Source organism: Telluria sp. ZB4P34 (genome assembly GCF_059686055.1).
Window position 1 is genome coordinate 1 of sequence record NZ_JCASIF010000020.1, and the last position, 17,801, is coordinate 17,801.

Sequence of the window (17,801 nt, forward strand, 5' to 3'; positions counted from 1 at the left end):
GGTATTACAATAACGACCGCATCAAACTTAAACTAAAAGGCCAAAGCCCTGTACAGTACAGGACCCAGGCCATGGGCGCTTAACGACTTAACGTCCAACAATTTGGGGTCAGTTCACAGAGCCGACCACCCTACGAAATCACTCCGCGAGCTGCTTGCGCACGCGCTCGATCGCCTTGCGCACCTGATTCGGCGCGGTGCCGCCCACGTGATCGCGCGCCGCCACCGAGCCTTCCAGCGTGAGCACCGCAAACACGTCCTGCTCGATCAGCGGCGAGAATTCACGCAGCTTCTCCAGCGGCATCTCCGACAGGTCGCAGCCGGCCACGTCGCAGGCCCGCACCGCATGCGCCACGGCTTCGTGCGCGTCGCGGAAGGGCAGGCCCTTCTTGACCAGGTAGTCGGCCAGGTCGGTGGCCGTCGCATAACCCTGCAGCGCGGCCGCGCGCATGTTCTCGGGCTTCACCGTGATGCCGCCCGCCATGTCGGCGAAAATGCGCAGCGTGTCCGTCACCGTATCGATGGTGTCGAACAGCGGTTCCTTGTCTTCCTGGTTGTCCTTGTTGTAGGCCAGCGGCTGGCCCTTCATCAGGGTCAGCAGGCCGTTCAGGTGGCCATACACGCGGCCGGTCTTGCCGCGGGCGAGCTCCGGCACGTCCGGGTTCTTCTTCTGCGGCATGATCGACGAGCCGGTGCAGAAGCGGTCGGCGATGTCGATGAAGCCGATGCGCGGGCTCATCCACATGACCAGCTCTTCCGAGAAGCGCGACACGTGCATCATGATCAGGGAGCTTGCTGCCGTGAATTCGATGGCAAAGTCGCGGTCCGACACGGCGTCCAGCGAGTTGTGGCACACGTCCTCGAAGCCGAGGCTCTGCGCCACGCGCAGGCGGTCGATCGGGAAGGTGGTGCCGGCCAGCGCGGCCGCGCCCAGCGGCAGGCGGTTCACGCGGCGGCGCGCATCCTGCATGCGTTCAAGGTCGCGGCCGAACATCTCGACGTAGGCCAGCATGTGGTGTCCGAACGTGATGGGCTGGGCCACCTGCAGGTGGGTAAAGCCCGGCATGATGGTGTCCGCATGGCGCTCGGCCAGGTCCGTCAAGGCGCCGCGCAGGCTGGCCAGCAGCTTGACGATGTCGTCGATCGCCGCGCGCACGTACAGGCGGATGTCGGTCGCCACCTGGTCGTTGCGGGAACGGCCGGTATGCAGGCGCTTGCCGGCGTCGCCCACCAGTTCGGTCAGGCGCTTCTCGATGTTCAGGTGCACGTCTTCCAGGTCGAGCAGCCACTCGAAGCTGCCGGCCTCGATCTCGCCCTTGATCTGGGCCATGCCGCGCTCGATCTCCGCACGGTCCTGGGCGCTGATGATGCCTTGCGCGGCCAGCATCTCGGCGTGGGCGAGCGAGCCCTGGATGTCGAACAGCGCCAGGCGCTTGTCGAAGGACACCGAGGCGGTATAGCGCTTGACGAGGTCGGAAACGGGTTCGGTGAAGCGGGCGGACCAGGCTTCGGCCTTCTTGGAGAATTGATCGGTCATGGTGGGATCCCTTTTGGTATCGGAAGATTATAAAGCCTTCGCGGCCACCCCATCCTGGGTGGGTGACAAGCACCTGGAAATACGTGATGATGAAGCCATTCATTCAATGACAACAACAAGGGAGACTCCATGAATCGACTGATCCAACTCGGCCTGGCGCTTGCTTTCGCGACTCCGGCGGCCCTGGCCCAGCAGGCGCCGGCGGCGCAGGCCACGCCGACCGGCATCGCCGCGCCGCCCGCACCGGCCGCGGCCGGCCTGCCGGCAGCCCGTCCGGCCGACGTCGTGTCGATCGACGCCATCATCGCCGCGCTCTACGACGTGATCTCGGGCCCGGCCGGCGCGCCGCGCGACTGGGACCGCATGCGCTCGCTGTTCGCGCCCGACGGCAAGATGGGGGCGGTCGGGGCGCGTCCGGACGGCAGCTTCGTGTTCCGCGCCATGACGCCGGACGATTACATCACCCGCAACACCAAGGCTTTCGCCACCATGGGCTTCTTCGAGACCGAGAAAGCGCGCACCCTTGAAGTCTTCGGCCAGATCGCCCACGTGTTCAGCACCTACGAGGCGCGCCATGCCAAGGACGACGCCAAGCCCTTCATGCGCGGCATCAACAGCATCCAGCTCATCCACGACGGCAAGCGCTGGTACGTGCTGAGCCTGATCTGGCGCGCCGAGGACCCGAAGCTGCAGCTGCCGGAGCGTTACCTGCGCAACGGCTGAGTTGCCGATGAGGAGGGGAGTTCGCCAGGGCAATCGAATGTTATGCATGCTGCAAAGAGCGCTAGAATTGGCTTTTAAGCCAGATTCGCTCCTTCCATGATTACCAACGATTCGAGCTTCCAGGTCAGCACCGACCAGTCGCAGCTGGACATCCCGATGATCTACCGCTTCCTCAGCGAGCAATCCACCTGGGCAGTCGGCATTTCGCGGCCGATCGTCGAGCGCGCCATCGAGAATTCGCTGTGTTTCGGCGGCTATCTCGACGGGCGCCAGATCGCCTTTGCCCGCGTGATCACCGACTTCGCCACCTTCGCCAACCTGGTGGACGTGTTCGTGGTGCCGGAATACCGCGGACGCGGGTATGGCAAGCAATTAGTCGGCGTGGTGCTGCGCCACCCCAGCCTGCAGAAACTGCGCCGCTTCACGCTCAATACGAGCGACTCGCACAGCCTGTACGAGCGCTTCGGCTTTGCCGCACCCCAGCGTCCGGAAACGCAGATGGAACGTTACTTTCCGAACATATATTTGTCCTGAGGATACTCAACACGGCGACGCCTTTCTCGAATCAGGCTTACGATTGTCGTAACCAAGAAGGAAGCCGTATGCTCCAGGTTGTTGTTCGCATCCTTGTTCGCCTCGTCGCGCGCATAGCCGGTCGTGTCATCGGTCGTGTTACCGGTCGTGTCACTGGTCCTCTTTTGCTGGCCTGCCTGTTCGCGGCGGGCCATCCTGCCGCCGCTGCCGACGCGACTGCCGCGCCAGCGGGGCAGCCCAAGGGCTCGCTCGTCATCATCGGCGGGGCGCTGCGCGGCGACAATGCGCCCGTCTGGGAGCGCATGGTCCAGCTGGCCGGCGGCAAGGGCGCCCGCATCGCCGTGTTCGCCTCCGCCTCGGCCAATCCGGAAAAAGTCGGCAAGCTGGTCGTCGAGCGTTTCAACCAGTATGGCGCCAGGGCATTCTTCGTGCCGGTGGCCGTGCGCCTGAAGGACATCGATTACCAGGCCGCCGCAGACGACGCGGCGCTGGCCGGCGCGGTGCGTTCGGCCGGCGGCGCCTATTTTGCCGGCGGCGACCAGGGGCGCATCACGCGCGCGCTGCGGCGCCCGGACGGCAGCAATACCCGCATGCTCGACGCGGTCTGGGACATGTACCGCCGCGGCGGCATGATCGCCGGGTCCAGCGCCGGCGCCGCCATCATGAGCAGCACCATGTTCGGCCATCCCAAGACCGTGCTCGCCACGCTCAAGCTCGGCCTCGACGAGGGCAAGGAGATCACACCGGGCCTCGGCTTCATCGGCGACGACGTCTTCATCGACCAGCATCTGCTGGTGCGCGGCCGCTTCGCGCGCATGGTGCCTGCCATGCTCAAGAAGGGCTACAAGATCGGCCTGGGCATCGACGAGAACACGGCCATGGTGGTGGGGCCGGCGCGCGAGGTGGAAGTGATCGGCTACCGCGGCGCGCTGCTGGTCGACCTGTCGCGTGCGGTGCCGCAGGACCGACTGGAGGAGGGACCACTCAGCGTCAGCAACGTGCGCCTGAGCTACCTGGACAACGGCGACCGCTTCCACCTGCTCACGCATACCTTCACGCCCTCGGCCGACAAGCGCGACAACCGGATCGACCCGGCCAAACCCTACTACCGCTATCCGATCTTCTCCGCCGACATCCTCGGCAACAGCACGGTGGTCGACCTGATGGCCAAGCTGATCGACAGCGACCAGCCGGAAGCCATCGGCCTGTCGCTCGACAGCGCCAACGGCGTCCAGCCCGACCTCGGCTTCGAGTTCAGGCTGACGCGCACCGGCGACAGTGTCGGCTACATCTCCTCGCTCACCGAGCAGTACTCGGTGTACAAGGTGCGGCTCGACATCCGGCCGATCGTGGTGCAAAGGCCTTTGTACCATTACCGCCAGCTCGAGGCCATGGCGAGCGGCGGGGGCGAGACTAGCCGGGTAGATGCTGCCAGGTGAGCGCGAAGCCTGCCTCGCGGATGATGCCGCGGGCCGTCTCGAGGAAGCGCAGGGCGAGCGCGCTCAGGGGCTCGCGATGGATCAGCACGATGCGCACCGGCCGTCCCGCCGCCTCCGGACGGGATGCCACCAGTTCGCCGCTTTCGATGAACGACAGGTAGACGTTCAGCTTGTCCTGCAGCGTCGACAGGTGCTCGCCTCCCTCGTCCCACGCGAGATGATCGGAGATCGTCAGGACCGCCGCACCGGTCTCGGGATCGATGCTGATGAAGTCCACCACACGCGGGTTCTCGACGCTCATACGTTTCCTTTTACACGGCAGCAGGCATTATCCGCCATGCCGACGATGCCCGGCCCGGCATTACAATGGATGACATTCCTGTCACGAGGACCATCCATGACCCGTTTCGCTTCCTTCCTCCTGGCCGCCGCGCTGGCGCTCGCTACCGGCCTTGCGCATGCGGCCCAGCCGGCCACCGTGCGCGTCGACTATACCCACAGCGGCAATGCGCTCGCCGACCAGTATGCGCTGGAGCGCGTCGTGATCGAGCCGCTGCCCTGGCCCGGCAGCACGGCGCGCAGCATCGACACCACCAACCGCGGCCAGAACCGGGTCGAGGTGGTCGATGCGAAGACCGGCGACCTGCTGTACTCGCGCGGCTTCTCGACCGTCTTCGGCGAGTGGCGCACGACGGAAGAGGCGAACAGGATGAGCCGCAGCTTCCAGGAATCGGTGCGATTTCCCAAGCCGGATCGCCCGGTGCGGGTACGCATCCTCAAGCGCGACGAGCGCAATGAATTCTCGGTGGCCTGGAGCGTCGAAGTGGACACGGATGCGCAGGAGGTCGTCAGGAAGCAGCCGGACCTGCCGGCAAAGCCGATCCCGGTGCACGTGAGCGGCCCCTCCCCCGACAAGGTCGACCTCCTGATCATGGGCGACGGCTATACGGCCGCGGAACTCGGGAAATTCGAGGCGGACGCGCGCCGGCTCACGGCCTACCTGTTCTCGGTCTCGCCCTTCAAGGAGCGCGCCAGGGATTTCAACGTGTGGGCGCTGGCCGTGCCCACCGCGGAGTCGGGCATCAGCCGCCCGTCCACCGGGGTGCACCGCGCATCACCGTTGGGCACGCGCTACGACATCTTCGGCAGCGAACGCTATGTGCTCACCCTGGACAACCGCGCGCTGCGCGACATCGCCCAGCATGCGCCCTACGAGTTCATCGAGATCCTGGTGAACAACGAGACCTATGGCGGCGGCGGCATCTTCGGCCAGTTCAGCACCGCGGCGGCCGGCAACGAATGGGCCAGCTACCTGTTCGTGCACGAGTTCGGCCACCACTTCGCCGGCCTGGCCGACGAGTACTACACCTCGCCCGTGGCCTACGCGGCCGCCAGCACGCGCATGGAACCGTGGGAGCCGAACGTGACCGCGCTGCGCGACCCGGCCAGTATCAAATGGAAGCGCCACGTCAAGGCCGGCACGCCGCTACCGACGCCCTGGCCCAAAGCCGCGTATGAAGAAGCCTCGCGCGCCTACCAGAAGAAGCGTGCAGCCTTGCGCGCGGCGAACCGGCCGGAGAGCGAGATGAGCGCGCTGTTTCACGAAGACCTGAAGGCCACGCGGGCGCTGTTTGCGGGCGAGCCGCACCGCCATGACGTGGGCGCCTTCGAAGGCGCCAACTACGAGGCGAGCGGCTACTACCGGCCGGCGATGCAGTGCCTGATGTTCGACCGCAGCGAAGCCTTCTGCCCGGTGTGCCGCGACGGCGTGAGCGAGATCATCGACCTGTATGCGGGGGCAGCTCGACAGTAAAATTTGCTTACAAAATGTCAACGGTCTAAGTGGGGTGAATAACAGACCCGGGGTGGGGCGAGTCCGTATTCTGGACTCACATTCAGACAACAACAGAGCGCAGGGAAGCCGGACTGCGTGACCACTCCCCGGAAAGGATTCATCATGAACAAGCTGATCGCCACCCTCATCGCCGGCCTGCTGGCCACTGCCGCCAACGCCCAGACCACCGCTACCCCTGCCGCCACCAAGGCTGTCGTGAAGGCGGAAGCCGAAGCCGAGAAGGACATCGCCAAGGCCGAGGCGAAGGAAATGAAGGTAGCCGAAAAGGCCGACAAGAAGGTCAACAAGGCCGTGGCCGACGCCACCGAGAAGAAGGACAAGGCAGTGAACAAGGCGGTCGAGGCGCACGCCGATGCAGTCGAGAAGGTGACCAAGGCCGACCCGGAAGACCGTGCGAAGGCGGCCGCAAAGGCGCAGGAGAAAATCGCCGATGCCAAGCTGAAGGCCGACAAGAAGATCATCAAGGCGGACGAGAAGCTGCTCAAGACCCAGATCGATGCGGCGGCCGACAAGGCGACTGCGGCGGCCAAGACCGAGCAGGTGCGTGCGGAAGCCGTGGCGGATGTGCACAAGGCGGCGGCGAAGCACTGATTACACGTCGTACGAACAACAACGCCGGCTTCGCGCCGGCGTTGTTGTTTTGTAGGGTGGTCGGCTGTGCCAACCGCGCGTTCAACTGTCGGATATGCAGTGGAATTGCATGCCGGAGCTGGCGCGTTCAACTGTCGGATATGCAGTGGAATTGCATGCCGGAGCTGGCGCGTTCAACTGTCGGATATGCAGTGGAATTGCACGCCGGAGCTGAACGCGCGGTCGGCGAAGCCGACCACCCTACGGACTAGCTGGCGCTTTCGGTCGCCCGCATCGCCAGATCCTGCGCCTTGAGCTTCGCCGACAGCGGCTTGCCCTTGCGGGCCCGCTTGCCGAAGTGCGGCTCGAGGCCTGATGCGAACAGCTCCACGGTGCGCGGCTTCGAGCCGGCCCAGGTGCCGATCACGTTCAGCCCCTTCTGGTTGATCGGCTGCACCGCCAGCAGGGTTTCCTTCGGCTCCAGCTCCATCAGGATCACGCCGCGGCCGCCGTTGGTCAGCACCTTCATCTCGTCGATGCCGAACACCAGCACGCGGCCCTTCTCGGACAGGCAGGCGATCGCGCCGGCGGTGTCGCTCACGATCCGCGGCGGCAGCGGAACCGCGCCGTCGTCCAGCGTGATAAAGGACTTGCCGCCCTTCAGGCGGCTGATCATGTCGCCCGCCTTGGCGATGAAGCCGAAGCCGTTCGAGGCGGACAGCAGCAGGCGCGTGTCCGGGTTGCCGGCGAAGTAGTGCAGGATGCGCACGGGCTGTCCTGCCACGCCGCCCGACAGGTCGACCAGGGTCGTGATCGGCACGCCGTCGCCGCGCGCTCCAGGTAATGCCGCCACCGGCACCGAGAAGGACTTGCCGTTGCTGCCGATGCCGATCAGGGAATCCACCGTGCGGCACTCGAAGGCCTGCAGCAGCGAGTCGCCGGCCTTGAAGGTGAACTGGGCCGGGTCGTGGCCGATGCCGGTGCGCGCGCGCACCCAGCCCTTCTCCGACACGATCACCGTCACCGGCTCGTCGATGAGCTTCTGCTCGGCCACGGCGCGCTCGGCTTCCTCGATCAGGGTGCGGCGCTCGTCGCCGTACTGCTTGGCGTCCTGCTCGATCTCGCGGATGATCAGGCGCTTCATGCTCGACGGGTTCTCGAGAATGTCCTCGAGCTTTTCTTTTTCCGAACGCAGCTCGGCCAGCTCCTGCTGGATCTTGATCGCTTCCAGGCGCGCCAGCTGGCGCAGGCGGATCTCGAGGATGTCCTCGGCCTGGCGCTCCGACAGGCGGAAACGCTCGATCAGCGCGGCTTTCGGCTCGTCCGAATTGCGGATGATGGCGATGACTTCGTCGATGTTCAGCAGGACGGTCTCGCGGCCTTCCAGGATGTGGATGCGGTCGTTGACCTTGCCCAGCTTGAACTCGGTGCGGCGGCGCACGGTGACGAAGCGGAAGTCGATCCACTCCTGCAGGATCTCGAGCATGCCCTTCTGGCGCGGGCGGCCGTCGCCGCCGATCATCACCAGGTTCATCGGGCTGGAGGTCTCGAGCGAAGTGTGGGCCAGCAGCATCAGCATGAACTCGGCCTGGTCCTGGTTCTTCGACTTCGGCTCGAACACGATGCGCACGGCGGCCTCGCGGCCCGATTCGTCGCGCACGGTGTCGAGCGCGCCGAGGATGGTCTGCTTGAGCGCCAGCTGTTCCGGCAGCAGGGTCTTCTTGCCCGCCTTGATCTTCGGGTTGGTCAGTTCCTCGATCTCTTCCAGCACGCGCTGGGCCGAGCAGCCCGGCGGCAGTTCAGTGACCACCGCCTGCCACTGGCCGCGCGCCAGTTCTTCGATCTTCCAGCGCGCGCGCACCTTGAGCGAGCCGCGGCCGGTGGCGTACATGTCGGCGATGTTCGAGGACGGGGTGATGATCTGGCCGCCGCCCGGGAAGTCCGGGCCGGTGATCAGTGTCATCAGCTCGGCGTGGGTCATCTTCGGGTTGCGGATCAGGCTGACTGCGGCCTGCGCCACTTCGCGCAGGTTGTGCGACGGGATCTCGGTGGCCATGCCGACCGCGATGCCGGAGGCGCCGTTGAGCAGCACCATCGGCAGGCGCGCCGGCAACTGGCGCGGTTCAAGGGAGGAGCCGTCGTAGTTCGGCTGGAAGTCCACCGTGCCCATGTCGAGTTCGTCGAGCAGCAGGCGCGATACCGGCGTCAGGCGCGCTTCGGTATAGCGCATCGCCGCCGCGCCGTCGCCGTCGCGCGAGCCGAAGTTGCCCTGGCCGTCGATCAGCGGATAGCGCAGCGAGAAGTCCTGGGCCATGCGCACCAGTGCGTCGTAGACCGACTGGTCGCCGTGCGGGTGCAGTTTACCCAGCACGTCGCCGACCACGGTGGCGGATTTGCGCGGCTTGGCGGTGTGGCCCAGGCCCAGTTCGTGCATCGAGTACAGGATGCGGCGCTGGACCGGCTTCTGGCCGTCCGAGACGTCCGGCAGGGCGCGGCCCTTGACCACCGAGACGGCGTAGTCGAGGTAGGCGCGTTCGGCGAAGGTGGACAGGGTGAGTTTTTCAACGCCGTCGTCGTCGCCCCCGCCGCCCGGCGGGTTGGTTTGTTCAAAAAGGCTTGCTTGAGTCATAGTCGTTCGTATCAGATATCCGCTTCGGTCTCGTTACCGTGTTCTTCCAGCCAGGCGCGGCGGGCGGCGGCTTCGCCTTTCCCCATCAGCATGTTGAAGCGCGATGCCGATTCGGCCAGGTTGTATTCGCCGAACGCGACCGGCAGCAGGCGGCGGGTGTCCGGGTTCATGGTGGTTTCCCACAGCTGTTCCGCGTTCATCTCGCCCAGGCCCTTGAAGCGCGAGATGCTCCACACGCCTTCCTTCAGGCCTTCTTTTTTCAGCTTGTCCTCGATGGCCAGCAGTTCGCCGTCGTCCAGCGCGTACAGCTTCTGCAGCGGCTTCTTGCCGCGCGCCGGCACATCGACGCGGTACAGCGGCGGACGCGCCACGCAGATGTGGCCGTTGCGGAACAGGGCCGGGAAATGTTTAAAGAACAAAGTGAGCAGCAACACCTGAATATGGGAGCCGTCCACGTCCGCATCCGACAGGATGCAGATCTTCCCGTAGCGCAGGCCGGTCAGGTCCGGGTTATCGTCGGCGCCGTGCGGATCGACCCCGATCGCCACCGCGATGTCGTGGATCTCGTTGTTGGCGAACAGGCGGTCGCGCTCGGTCTCCCAGGAGTTCAGCACCTTGCCGCGCAGCGGCAGGATGGCCTGGAATTCCTTGTCGCGGCCCATCTTGGCCGAGCCGCCCGCCGAATCGCCCTCGACCAGGAACAGCTCGTTGCGGGTGATGTCGGTCGATTCGCAATCGGTCAGCTTGCCCGGCAAGACGGCCACGCCCGACGACTTCTTCTTCTCGACCTTCTGCAGCGAACGCAGGCGCGATTGCGCCTGCTTGATGACCAGTTCGGCCAGCTTCTTGCCGTAGTCGACGTGCTGGTTCAGCCACAGTTCGAGCGGCGGCCGGGTGAAGGTCGACACCAGCTTGACCGCGTCGCGCGAGTTCAGGCGTTCCTTGGTCTGGCCCTGGAACTGCGGGTCCAGCACTTTCGCGGACAGCACGAAGGAGACGCGTGCGAACACGTCTTCGGGCAACAGCTTGACGCCTTTCGGCAGCAGCGAGTGCATCTCGACGAAGCTTTTCACGGCGCCGAACAGGCCGTCGCGCAGGCCGGATTCGTGGGTGCCGCCGCTCACGGTCGGAATCAGGTTGACATAGGACTCGCGCACCACGCCGCCTTCCTCGGTCCAGGCCACCACCCAGGCCGCGCCTTCGCCCTCGGCGAAACCTTCATCCCCTGCCGCGGCATATTGCGCGCCTTCGAACAGCGGAATCAGGGTCTGGCCGCTGGCGGTCTGGTTCAGCGCTTCGGTCAGGTAGCCGCGCAGGCCTTCGTCGTAGCGCCAGGTCTGGACGTCGCCGGTCTTGGCGTTGGTGAGCGTGACGGTCACGCCCGGCAGCAGCACGGCTTTCGAGCGCAGCAGGCGCTGCATGTCGCCAAGGGGAATGACGGGCGAATCGAAGTATTTCGGGTCGGGGCGGGCGGTGACGCGGGTGCCGTTCTTCTTGCCGCCGCGGTCCGCCGGGCGCGAGCTCAGGGGCTCGACCAGGTCGCCGTTCTCGAAGGCCAGTTGGTGCACGCCGTTGCCGTTCTCGTCCTTGCGCCAGACGGTGATCTCCAGGCGCGTCGACAGCGCATTGGTGACGGACACGCCGACGCCGTGCAAGCCGCCCGAGAAGGCGTAGGCGCCGCCCGAGCCCTTGTCGAACTTGCCGCCCGCGTGCAGGCGGGTAAACACGATCTCCACGGTCGGCACGTTTTCTTCCGGGTGCAGTCCAACCGGAATGCCGCGGCCGTCGTCTTCGACCGTGACCGAGCCGTCCGTGTTCAGGGTCACGGCGATGTTCTTGCAGTGTCCGCCCAGCGCCTCGTCGGAGGCGTTGTCGATCACTTCCTGGATGATGTGCAGCGGGTTCTCGGTCCGGGTATACATGCCCGGACGCTGTTTGACGGGCTCGAGTCCCTTGAGGACGCGGATGGATGATTCGCTGTAGTCGGATGCGGGTTTCTTGGTCGCCATGCTGATGTTCTTAAATTTAATGCTTGCGCATTCTATCTTGTCGCGCGGAAAATTTTGGCCATTTTTCAAAGCCAAACGTGCTTATGAGTCCGCACCATTGTGCTAGATTAAAACGATGTGAACCGGAAGTGCTACGGGGTAGCTCGAAAAACCAGCGCGAACGCCATTGCAACGCGCAGCGGTTTTGCAAGGTGCCTCCACTGGAAAGGCTGGAAAAGCGATGCCCGCAACCAGATATCCATTTACTGTCCGCCTGGTCGGCGTCGAGCCGGCTGAATACGCCCGGATCGAGAGCTTGCTGGCACAGGCTCCGCCGACGGGGCCGTCGTATTTTTGCCTGCACGACGACAGTGTGCAAGAACCGGACCTGTATATCGCCGACGGCGCCAACCCGGCCGCCCTGGCGCGCCTGGCCTGCCTGCCGCCCGGCGCACCCCAGCCCATCCTCCTCATCGGCGGCGACGGTGGCGACGGCAAGGGGCGTCGCAGCCTGCCGCGCCCGATCGACCCCGCCAGTCTTTTCGAATCGCTGGCCGAACTGCTGGACACCCGCGTAAAGGCGCTGGCGGCCTTGGCGGCGCAGGGCGAGCGTTGCCTGCCGGAGCGCCGCCGAAGGCCGCGGCTGGCGCCCGATACCGAGGCGCCAGCCTACTATGCCCGCCTGCGCCAGGGACCGCCCGACGGCGCCGTGCTCATCATCGACAAGGGCGGCGCCTTCCGGGACCATGTGGCGCGCGTCTTCGGCAGCATGGGGGCCAACTCCGCGGCCACCATCGGCAAGGTGCTGGGCAACAGCGCCGGCAGCGCACGCAGCCTCGGCGCCCGCCCCGTCGAATGGACCGACAGCAGCCGCGCCGCCGTCCGCCTGTGCGACGAAACCCCGGTGTCGCTCGTCATGATCAATACCTGTGCTTCCGGCATCGAACCGTATAGCCTCAGCAGCGCCATCAAATCCCAGGAAGGCGCAGGGCGTACCGCCGTACTCTTTCTTGTTGGGCAATCGTTCAAGTACGACAGCCTGCGCGCCCGCGATGCGGGTGTGCGCGGCCTGCTCGACAAACCGGTCGCGGACCGCCATCTGCTGGCCACCTTCCAGAAACTGCTGGCACTGCCTGGCTGAAAACTACTGTGAATGCATACAGTATTCACTAAAAACGGTTTCACTGCAAGGCGTGCTGTTGCAAGATGAGCTTGCCGAGAAAGTGGATTATTTGTCACAACTTTAAATCGTGCGCGGGCGCAGCAGAGCTATATTGGCAGTCATGGCGGAAGACGAACAGAAAGCACCCGAGGAAGTGCCCGGCCCACCGGTCGACAAGCGTCCCGAGACGCCGGTGCGAATACCAGACCGGCGCGCGACACAAGGCCAGAGCATGCGCGGGCATGCCAGGTACCAGCGCGATGGCGATACGCCGCTGGCGCTGGCCGGACGTGTCATCAGCTCGCGCTGGCGGGCACTGCGCGAGCGCTTCAACCGCGACTTCATGAACCGCACCCTGCACATCGGGGTGTCGGCGCGCATCTTCCATCCCGAACCCGGCGCCCGGGGCTTGCTCAGCAAGAACCTGCAATACCTCGAGGAATCGATCGCCCAGTGGGTCATGTCGCGCGACGTGCTGGTATTCATGATCCCGACCGTCAATACGAACGGGCTGCTCCATCCCAGCAACATCACCCTGCGCCACTATGCGCGCCATCTCGACGGCCTGGTGCTGCAGGGCGGGGCGGACGTGGCGCCGCAGACCTACTCCGAAGTGCCGACCCGCCCCGAGTGGAGCGGCGACCGGGCGCGCGACGTCTACGAGCTCGAGCTGCTGCACGAATTCGTCGATGCCGGCAAGCCGGTGCTCGGCGTGTGCCGCGGCTGCCAGCTGATCAACGTCGCCTTCGGCGGGACGCTGCACCAGGATGTGGTGACCAATATTCCGGAAGCGCTGGCCCACGTGCATGACATCTACGACGCGCACCGGCACGCGATCCGCTTCCCGGCCGGCTCCTCGCTCGGCCAGATGTTCGGCAATCTGCACAATCCGATTGTCAATTCGATCCACCACCAGGCGGTGAAGGAACTCGGGCGCGACATCCGTGTCGAGGCTTATTCCGAGCCGGACGGCATCGTCGAGGCGATCCGCTACGAGCGGGCCGACTTCGTCATGGGCCTGCAATGGCATCCGGAATTCCACCGGGCCGGCGGTACCGAGCTGCTCGACTGCACGCCGATCCTCGATGAGTTCCTGCGGGCGGCGCGTGAAACGCGGCTCTAGATCTTTCCTCCGGGGCAGACGAAAACGCTTGCTTTCATCGCATCGACAGTCAATAATGAATGAGAATCATTCTCATTTATTCGATTGGACATTCGAGAGGAGGGCGTGCATGAACATTCCTTTTGCAGATCCCGCGCCGCAGCCGGCACGCGGCCAGGATGTGCTGCTGGTGGCGTCGCTGCTGCACCTGATGTCGCATTACACGGCGCGCGGCGACGGCGAAGCGCCCTGCCTGAAACTGGCTTCGGTGATCGAGCGCCACTTGTCCGCACTGTCGCGGCTGCCGCAGGCCGATCCGGTGCTGCGCGCCACCTGCGAGCAGCTGGCCGAACGCTGGGCGCTGCTGGTGGACGACCGCATACCGCATCCGCGATCCAGGCAGCCGCTGCTGGCGCGTTTCATGAAGGGGCAGTGGGGAAAGCCGCTCAGCGCCGCCTGGCGCAATCGAGCCAGTCGCGCAGCGCGGCCTCGCCCGCGGGGCTGAAGGCCATGACGCGGGAGTCGGGCTCGCGCCTGGCCCATCCGAGCGCTTCGAAACGGGCCAGCAGCGCAGCGCCCAGCGAGCCCGCCAGGTGGTGGCGTCGTTCGCTCCAGTCCAGGCAGGGTCGGCAGAAGGGACGGCGGCCGGCCGGCAACGCCCCATCCACGCCGAGCTCCGCCATGGCCTGCCTTCCCTGCGGCGTGAGGCTGATTCCGTCCGCCCCCAGCGCAAAGGCCCCGCGCTGCGCCAGCCTTTCATAGACCAGCACCCCAAGTTCCCCTGCCAGGTGGTCGTAGCAGACGCGCGCCTTGCGCAGCGCCGGCTCACGCGGCCCGGTCCGCAGTCCGGCGCGCAAGGGACGCGCAAGTGCCGCCGCACCCATCAGGGTTTCCAGCATCTGCGCGACCTCGGCATCGGCGATGCGGAAGTAGCGGTGCCGTCCCTGTTTTTCCACCGCGAGCAGGCCGGCGTCCACCAGCTGCGCCAGATGGGTGCTGATGGTCTGGCGCGTGACGCCGGCGGCATCGGCCAGCTCGGTGGCGGTAAGCGCCCGGCCGGCCATGAGGGCGGTCAAGGCCTCGCTGCGCGCGTGGTCGCCGACGAGCGCGGCGATGGTGGTGATATTCGGTCCCATGCTTCGATCTTAGCCGAAGCATCCTTTCATGCAAACGACCAGAATGGCCGCATCCATTCACGAGGAGTTCGCATGACCATCACCTGCTTCATCCGCTACCGGATCGATCCCTTCCAGCGCGAGAACTTCCGGCGCTACAGCGAGAACTGGGGCCGCATCATCCCGCGCCTGGGCGGACGCCTGGTGGGCTACTTCCTGCCGCACGAGGGGACCAACGACGAAGCATGGGGCCTGGTCGCCTTCGACAGCCTGGCGGCCTACGAGGCCTATCGCCATCGTCTCAGGCAGGATCCCGAAGCGCGCGCCAACTTCGCGCTGGCCCAGGAGCAGCGCTTCATCCTGCGCGAATGGCGCAGCTTCACCGAAGCGGTCGAGGGGACGCTGGGGCGCGAGGCGCAATCATGATCGCCGTGATCTTCGAGGCGGAGCCGGCGCCGGGGCAGCGCCAGGCCTACCTCGACACCGCCGCCGGCCTGCGTGCGCAACTCGAAGCCATCGACGGTTTCGTGTCGATTGAGCGCTTCGAATCGCTGTCGCGCCCCGGGCGCATCCTGTCGCTCTCGTTCTGGCGCGACGAGGACGCGGTGGCGCGCTGGCGCAATGTGGAAGCGCACCGGGCGGCGCAGGAACAGGGGCGCGATGGGGTCTTCCACGACTACCGGCTGCGGGTGGCGCAGGTCGTACGCGACTATGGCATGCACGAGCGGGCCGAGGCCCCGCGGGACTCGCGCACGGCGCATCGACGCTAACGCACGCGCATGCGCCGCTCGCCGCGGAACTGCTGGATAGCCGCGTTGACCATGCCCTCCACGCTGCCCTCGCGCTCGAACACGCGGCGCAGCCGGGTGGCGTCGCTGCCTTCGCGCGCCGCATCCGCCAGGTGCTGCAGCGCATCCGCGCTTCCCAGCGCTTCCGCATGCGGCATCATCTTCTCGAGCGTGGCGAGGATGTCGTCGCGCAGCGGCAGCGATTCGTAGGTCTTCGGATGGGTGATCGAGCCGTCCAGCCCGAAGCGGCAGGCCTGGAAGCGGTTGTAGTTGTAGACGAGGTAGTCGTCCTCGACCGGGGCTTCTTCGGTGCGCGCGAGCAGGTGGCGGCACAGGGCCTGCAGGTAGGCGGCGATCGCGGCGGCGCGCTCCACCGTCAGCGGCGTGTCGCATACGCGCAGCTCGATGGTGCCGTATTCCGGCTTGGGGCGCAGGTCCCAATAAAAATCCTTCATGCTCTTGATGATGTTGGTGCGCTCCATCTTGGCGAAGTACACGTCGGTGAACTCCTGCCAGGTATGCACGAAAGGCGCGCGCCCGCTCATCGGAAAGGCGAACACGGAATTCAGGCGCGCCGAATCGAAGCCGGAATCAACGCCCTGGACGAAAGGCGATGACGCCGACAGCGCGATGAAGTGCGGCAGGTAGCGGTTCAGCGCATGCAGCAGGTAGAGGGCGTCGTCGCCATTGGCGCAGCCGATGTGCACGTGTTGGCCGAACACGGTGAACTGCTTGGCCAGGTAGCCGTACAGCTGCGACAGGTACTGATAGCGCGGCTTGTTCGAGATACGGCGTTCGGACCAGTCCTGGAACGGATGCGTGCCGCCGCCTGCGATGCCGATATTCAGGATATCGCCGGCGTCCACCAGGGTATCGCGGATCTCGCGCAACTGCGCCAGCAGCGCAGGGTAGGACGTGTGCACGCTCGAATTGATCTCGACCATGCTCTCCGTGATCTCAGGGGTCACGTTGCCCGGGAAGGGCTTGCGCCCGAGCAGGTTGATCAGGTCGGGACAGACCGGCGTCAGGTCGAAGTCGGACAGGCTGACCAGCTGCAGTTCGAGTTCGACTCCGAAGGTCAGCGGTTGGGATGTGTTGAATGCTTCAAGCGGCATGGGGATTCTCCGGAGCTTCGCGCGCCCAGACGAGGGCGCGCTGGATGATGATGGGGCCGAACACTTCGAGCAGCATCGTGACCGCCGCCAGCACACGCAGCTCCTCGACCACGTGCACGCCCGCCTGGCGTGCATGTTCGATCAGGAGGATCACGAAGACCGACAAGGGAGCGAGACCAAGCCCCGTCAGCGCGCCCTTGCGCCACGGGATGCCCGACCGGTATGCGAACGCGGTGGCGCCGAGGATCTTGGCGCCTGTACCCAACAGCACGACGATGACGGCGATGGCGAGCGCGCTGCCGGTGACGAGCTGCTGCCAGCCGAGCGTGGAAGCGGCGAAGACGAACAGCAGCACGGTCAGCAGTTCGCCCAGCGCGCCGAAGTTGCGCTGCGCCTGGCTGAAGGCGATGCGGCGGTGGCGCGCCGTCAGGCCGAAGACCAGCGCCGCCACATAGGGCGACAGCGTGGCGGCTTCGCATATCGCCACCAGCAGCACTACCGCCAGCGCGAAAGCGACGGTCCCATCCCGCCCCGGATTGCGGATGGTCCGCAACAGCGCCGGTACGCCGACGCCAAACACGGCGCCGGCCAGCGCCGATCCGGCCAGCATCACGAGGCTTTGCCAGAGCGCGTCGCCCACCGCGTCGAAGGTATGGAAGATCCAGAAACCGATGATGGCATTGAACGCGAATATCGCCAGCACGCAGTTCAGCGCAGTCAGGTGCAGCACGCGCTCGGTCACCTGTCCCGAGCTGCGCTGCTCGTTGATGATGCGCACGACCGTGGCAGGCGAGGTTCCCATCGAGAGTGCGGCCATCATCAGCGCGACCAGTTGCGAGGTGCCGAAGGCAAGGGCCGCCAGGTAGACCGCCAGGAAGGTGAGGGCGGCCCCCGCCAGCCCGCCTGCGCCGATCCACGGGTTGGTGCGCAGCCAGCGCAGGTTGATGCGGTAGCCCAGTTCGAACAGGATCAGGCCGAAGCCGATGTCGGCCAGCAGCGCCACCGGCCCGGCATCCGGCGCCGGCAGCACGCCGATCTGCGAGCTGCCCAGCGCGAAGCCGAGCAGGCCATAGAAACTGATGCGGGGCAGCCCGGTGAAACGCTGCCCGAACTCGCCGGCCAGCCAGGCGACCGCGAGGGCGATCGGCCAGGCCAGGCTGGTCAGGATGGGCAACAGGTCTGGCATGCGGTTTCCCCTATCGTCGAATCGGCTTGGCTCGTAGGGTGGTCGGCTTCGCCGACCGC

The 17,801-nt window shown here is 65.8% G+C and carries 18 protein-coding genes; 11 read left to right on the forward strand and 7 right to left on the reverse strand.

The genetic code is table 11. From position 1 onward, the window contains the following. On the forward strand, positions 1-83 hold an 83-nt coding region (locus AC56KL_RS21070; protein WP_497182192.1), incomplete at its 5' end, for an IS3 family transposase. Between the two features lie 55 nt (positions 84-138). On the opposite strand, the gene argH is transcribed toward AC56KL_RS21070, so the two are convergent. Further along, positions 139-1,536, reverse strand: coding sequence for an argininosuccinate lyase (argH, locus tag AC56KL_RS21075; protein WP_497182134.1), 1,398 nt, complete (start codon positions 1,534-1,536; stop codon positions 139-141). A gap of 129 nt (positions 1,537-1,665) precedes the next feature. Here argH and AC56KL_RS21080 point away from each other — a divergent pair, with 129 nt between their 5' ends. The 3 genes from AC56KL_RS21080 to AC56KL_RS21090 all read left to right on the forward strand — a co-directional run bounded on the left by AC56KL_RS21080 (position 1,666) and on the right by AC56KL_RS21090 (position 4,232). After that, complete coding sequence (locus AC56KL_RS21080; protein ID WP_497182135.1) at positions 1,666-2,259, forward strand: hypothetical protein; 594 nt, start codon at positions 1,666-1,668, stop codon at positions 2,257-2,259. Positions 2,260-2,355: 96 nt separating this feature from the next. Continuing rightward, positions 2,356-2,793, forward strand: coding sequence for a GNAT family N-acetyltransferase (locus AC56KL_RS21085; RefSeq protein ID WP_497182136.1), 438 nt, complete (start codon positions 2,356-2,358; stop codon positions 2,791-2,793). A gap of 164 nt (positions 2,794-2,957) precedes the next feature. Next, complete coding sequence (locus tag AC56KL_RS21090; RefSeq protein WP_497182137.1) at positions 2,958-4,232, forward strand: cyanophycinase; 1,275 nt, start codon at positions 2,958-2,960, stop codon at positions 4,230-4,232. Here the strand turns inward: AC56KL_RS21090 and AC56KL_RS21095 are convergent. Beyond that, on the reverse strand, positions 4,207-4,533 hold the full coding sequence (locus AC56KL_RS21095) for a DUF6572 domain-containing protein (protein ID WP_497182138.1): 327 nt from the start codon (positions 4,531-4,533) through the stop codon (positions 4,207-4,209). The genes AC56KL_RS21090 and AC56KL_RS21095 overlap by 26 nt on opposite strands. Before the next feature lie 96 nt (positions 4,534-4,629). On the opposite strand from AC56KL_RS21095, the gene AC56KL_RS21100 reads away from it, so the two are divergent. Beyond that, entirely contained in the window at positions 4,630-6,045 is a 1,416-nt protein-coding gene (locus AC56KL_RS21100) for an IgA Peptidase M64 (RefSeq protein WP_497182139.1), read from the forward strand. Between the two features lie 144 nt (positions 6,046-6,189). Next, on the forward strand, positions 6,190-6,678 hold the full coding sequence (locus tag AC56KL_RS21105; RefSeq protein WP_497182140.1) for a hypothetical protein: 489 nt from the start codon (positions 6,190-6,192) through the stop codon (positions 6,676-6,678). A 247-nt stretch (positions 6,679-6,925) separates the two neighbouring features. Here AC56KL_RS21105 and parC read toward each other — a convergent pair whose 3' ends face one another. Both parC and AC56KL_RS21115 read right to left on the reverse strand, forming a co-directional pair. Beyond that, a complete protein-coding gene (gene parC / locus AC56KL_RS21110; RefSeq protein ID WP_497182141.1) occupies positions 6,926-9,286 on the reverse strand; it encodes a DNA topoisomerase IV subunit A in 2,361 nt (786 codons plus the stop codon). Positions 9,287-9,297: 11 nt separating this feature from the next. Next, a complete protein-coding gene (locus tag AC56KL_RS21115) occupies positions 9,298-11,295 on the reverse strand; it encodes a DNA topoisomerase IV subunit B (protein WP_497182142.1) in 1,998 nt (665 codons plus the stop codon). A gap of 220 nt (positions 11,296-11,515) precedes the next feature. On the opposite strand from AC56KL_RS21115, the gene AC56KL_RS21120 reads away from it, so the two are divergent. From AC56KL_RS21120 to AC56KL_RS21130, 3 genes are all read left to right on the forward strand, one after another. Further along, positions 11,516-12,415: a response regulator gene (locus tag AC56KL_RS21120; protein ID WP_497182143.1), complete on the forward strand. Its 900-nt coding sequence runs from the start codon at positions 11,516-11,518 to the stop codon at positions 12,413-12,415. A gap of 142 nt (positions 12,416-12,557) precedes the next feature. Beyond that, on the forward strand, positions 12,558-13,559 hold the full coding sequence (locus AC56KL_RS21125; protein WP_497182144.1) for a gamma-glutamyl-gamma-aminobutyrate hydrolase family protein: 1,002 nt from the start codon (positions 12,558-12,560) through the stop codon (positions 13,557-13,559). 109 nt (positions 13,560-13,668) lie between these two features. After that, positions 13,669-14,043 carry a hypothetical protein gene (locus AC56KL_RS21130; protein ID WP_497182145.1) on the forward strand — a complete coding sequence of 125 codons (375 nt, stop codon included), beginning with the start codon at positions 13,669-13,671 and terminating at the stop codon, positions 14,041-14,043. Here the strand turns inward: AC56KL_RS21130 and AC56KL_RS21135 are convergent. After that, the gene (locus tag AC56KL_RS21135) at positions 13,985-14,674 is read right to left on the reverse strand and encodes an ArsR/SmtB family transcription factor (protein ID WP_497182146.1); all 690 of its coding nucleotides are present in this window, start codon (positions 14,672-14,674) and stop codon (positions 13,985-13,987) included. The genes AC56KL_RS21130 and AC56KL_RS21135 overlap by 59 nt on opposite strands. Before the next feature lie 72 nt (positions 14,675-14,746). Here AC56KL_RS21135 and AC56KL_RS21140 point away from each other — a divergent pair, with 72 nt between their 5' ends. After that, entirely contained in the window at positions 14,747-15,079 is a 333-nt protein-coding gene (locus AC56KL_RS21140) for an NIPSNAP family protein (RefSeq protein ID WP_497182147.1), read from the forward strand. After that, positions 15,076-15,423, forward strand: coding sequence for an antibiotic biosynthesis monooxygenase family protein (locus tag AC56KL_RS21145; RefSeq protein ID WP_497182148.1), 348 nt, complete (start codon positions 15,076-15,078; stop codon positions 15,421-15,423). The genes AC56KL_RS21140 and AC56KL_RS21145 overlap by 4 nt, the downstream gene beginning before the upstream one ends. On the opposite strand, the gene AC56KL_RS21150 is transcribed toward AC56KL_RS21145, so the two are convergent. Together AC56KL_RS21150 and AC56KL_RS21155 are read right to left on the reverse strand one after the other, a co-directional pair. Beyond that, positions 15,420-16,556 carry a YbdK family carboxylate-amine ligase gene (locus AC56KL_RS21150; RefSeq protein ID WP_497182149.1) on the reverse strand — a complete coding sequence of 379 codons (1,137 nt, stop codon included), beginning with the start codon at positions 16,554-16,556 and terminating at the stop codon, positions 15,420-15,422. The genes AC56KL_RS21145 and AC56KL_RS21150 overlap by 4 nt on opposite strands. Then, positions 16,546-17,742 carry a cation:proton antiporter gene (locus tag AC56KL_RS21155; RefSeq protein ID WP_497182150.1) on the reverse strand — a complete coding sequence of 399 codons (1,197 nt, stop codon included), beginning with the start codon at positions 17,740-17,742 and terminating at the stop codon, positions 16,546-16,548. Before AC56KL_RS21155 ends, AC56KL_RS21150 begins: the two co-directional genes overlap by 11 nt. Positions 17,743-17,801 lie beyond the last annotated feature (59 nt).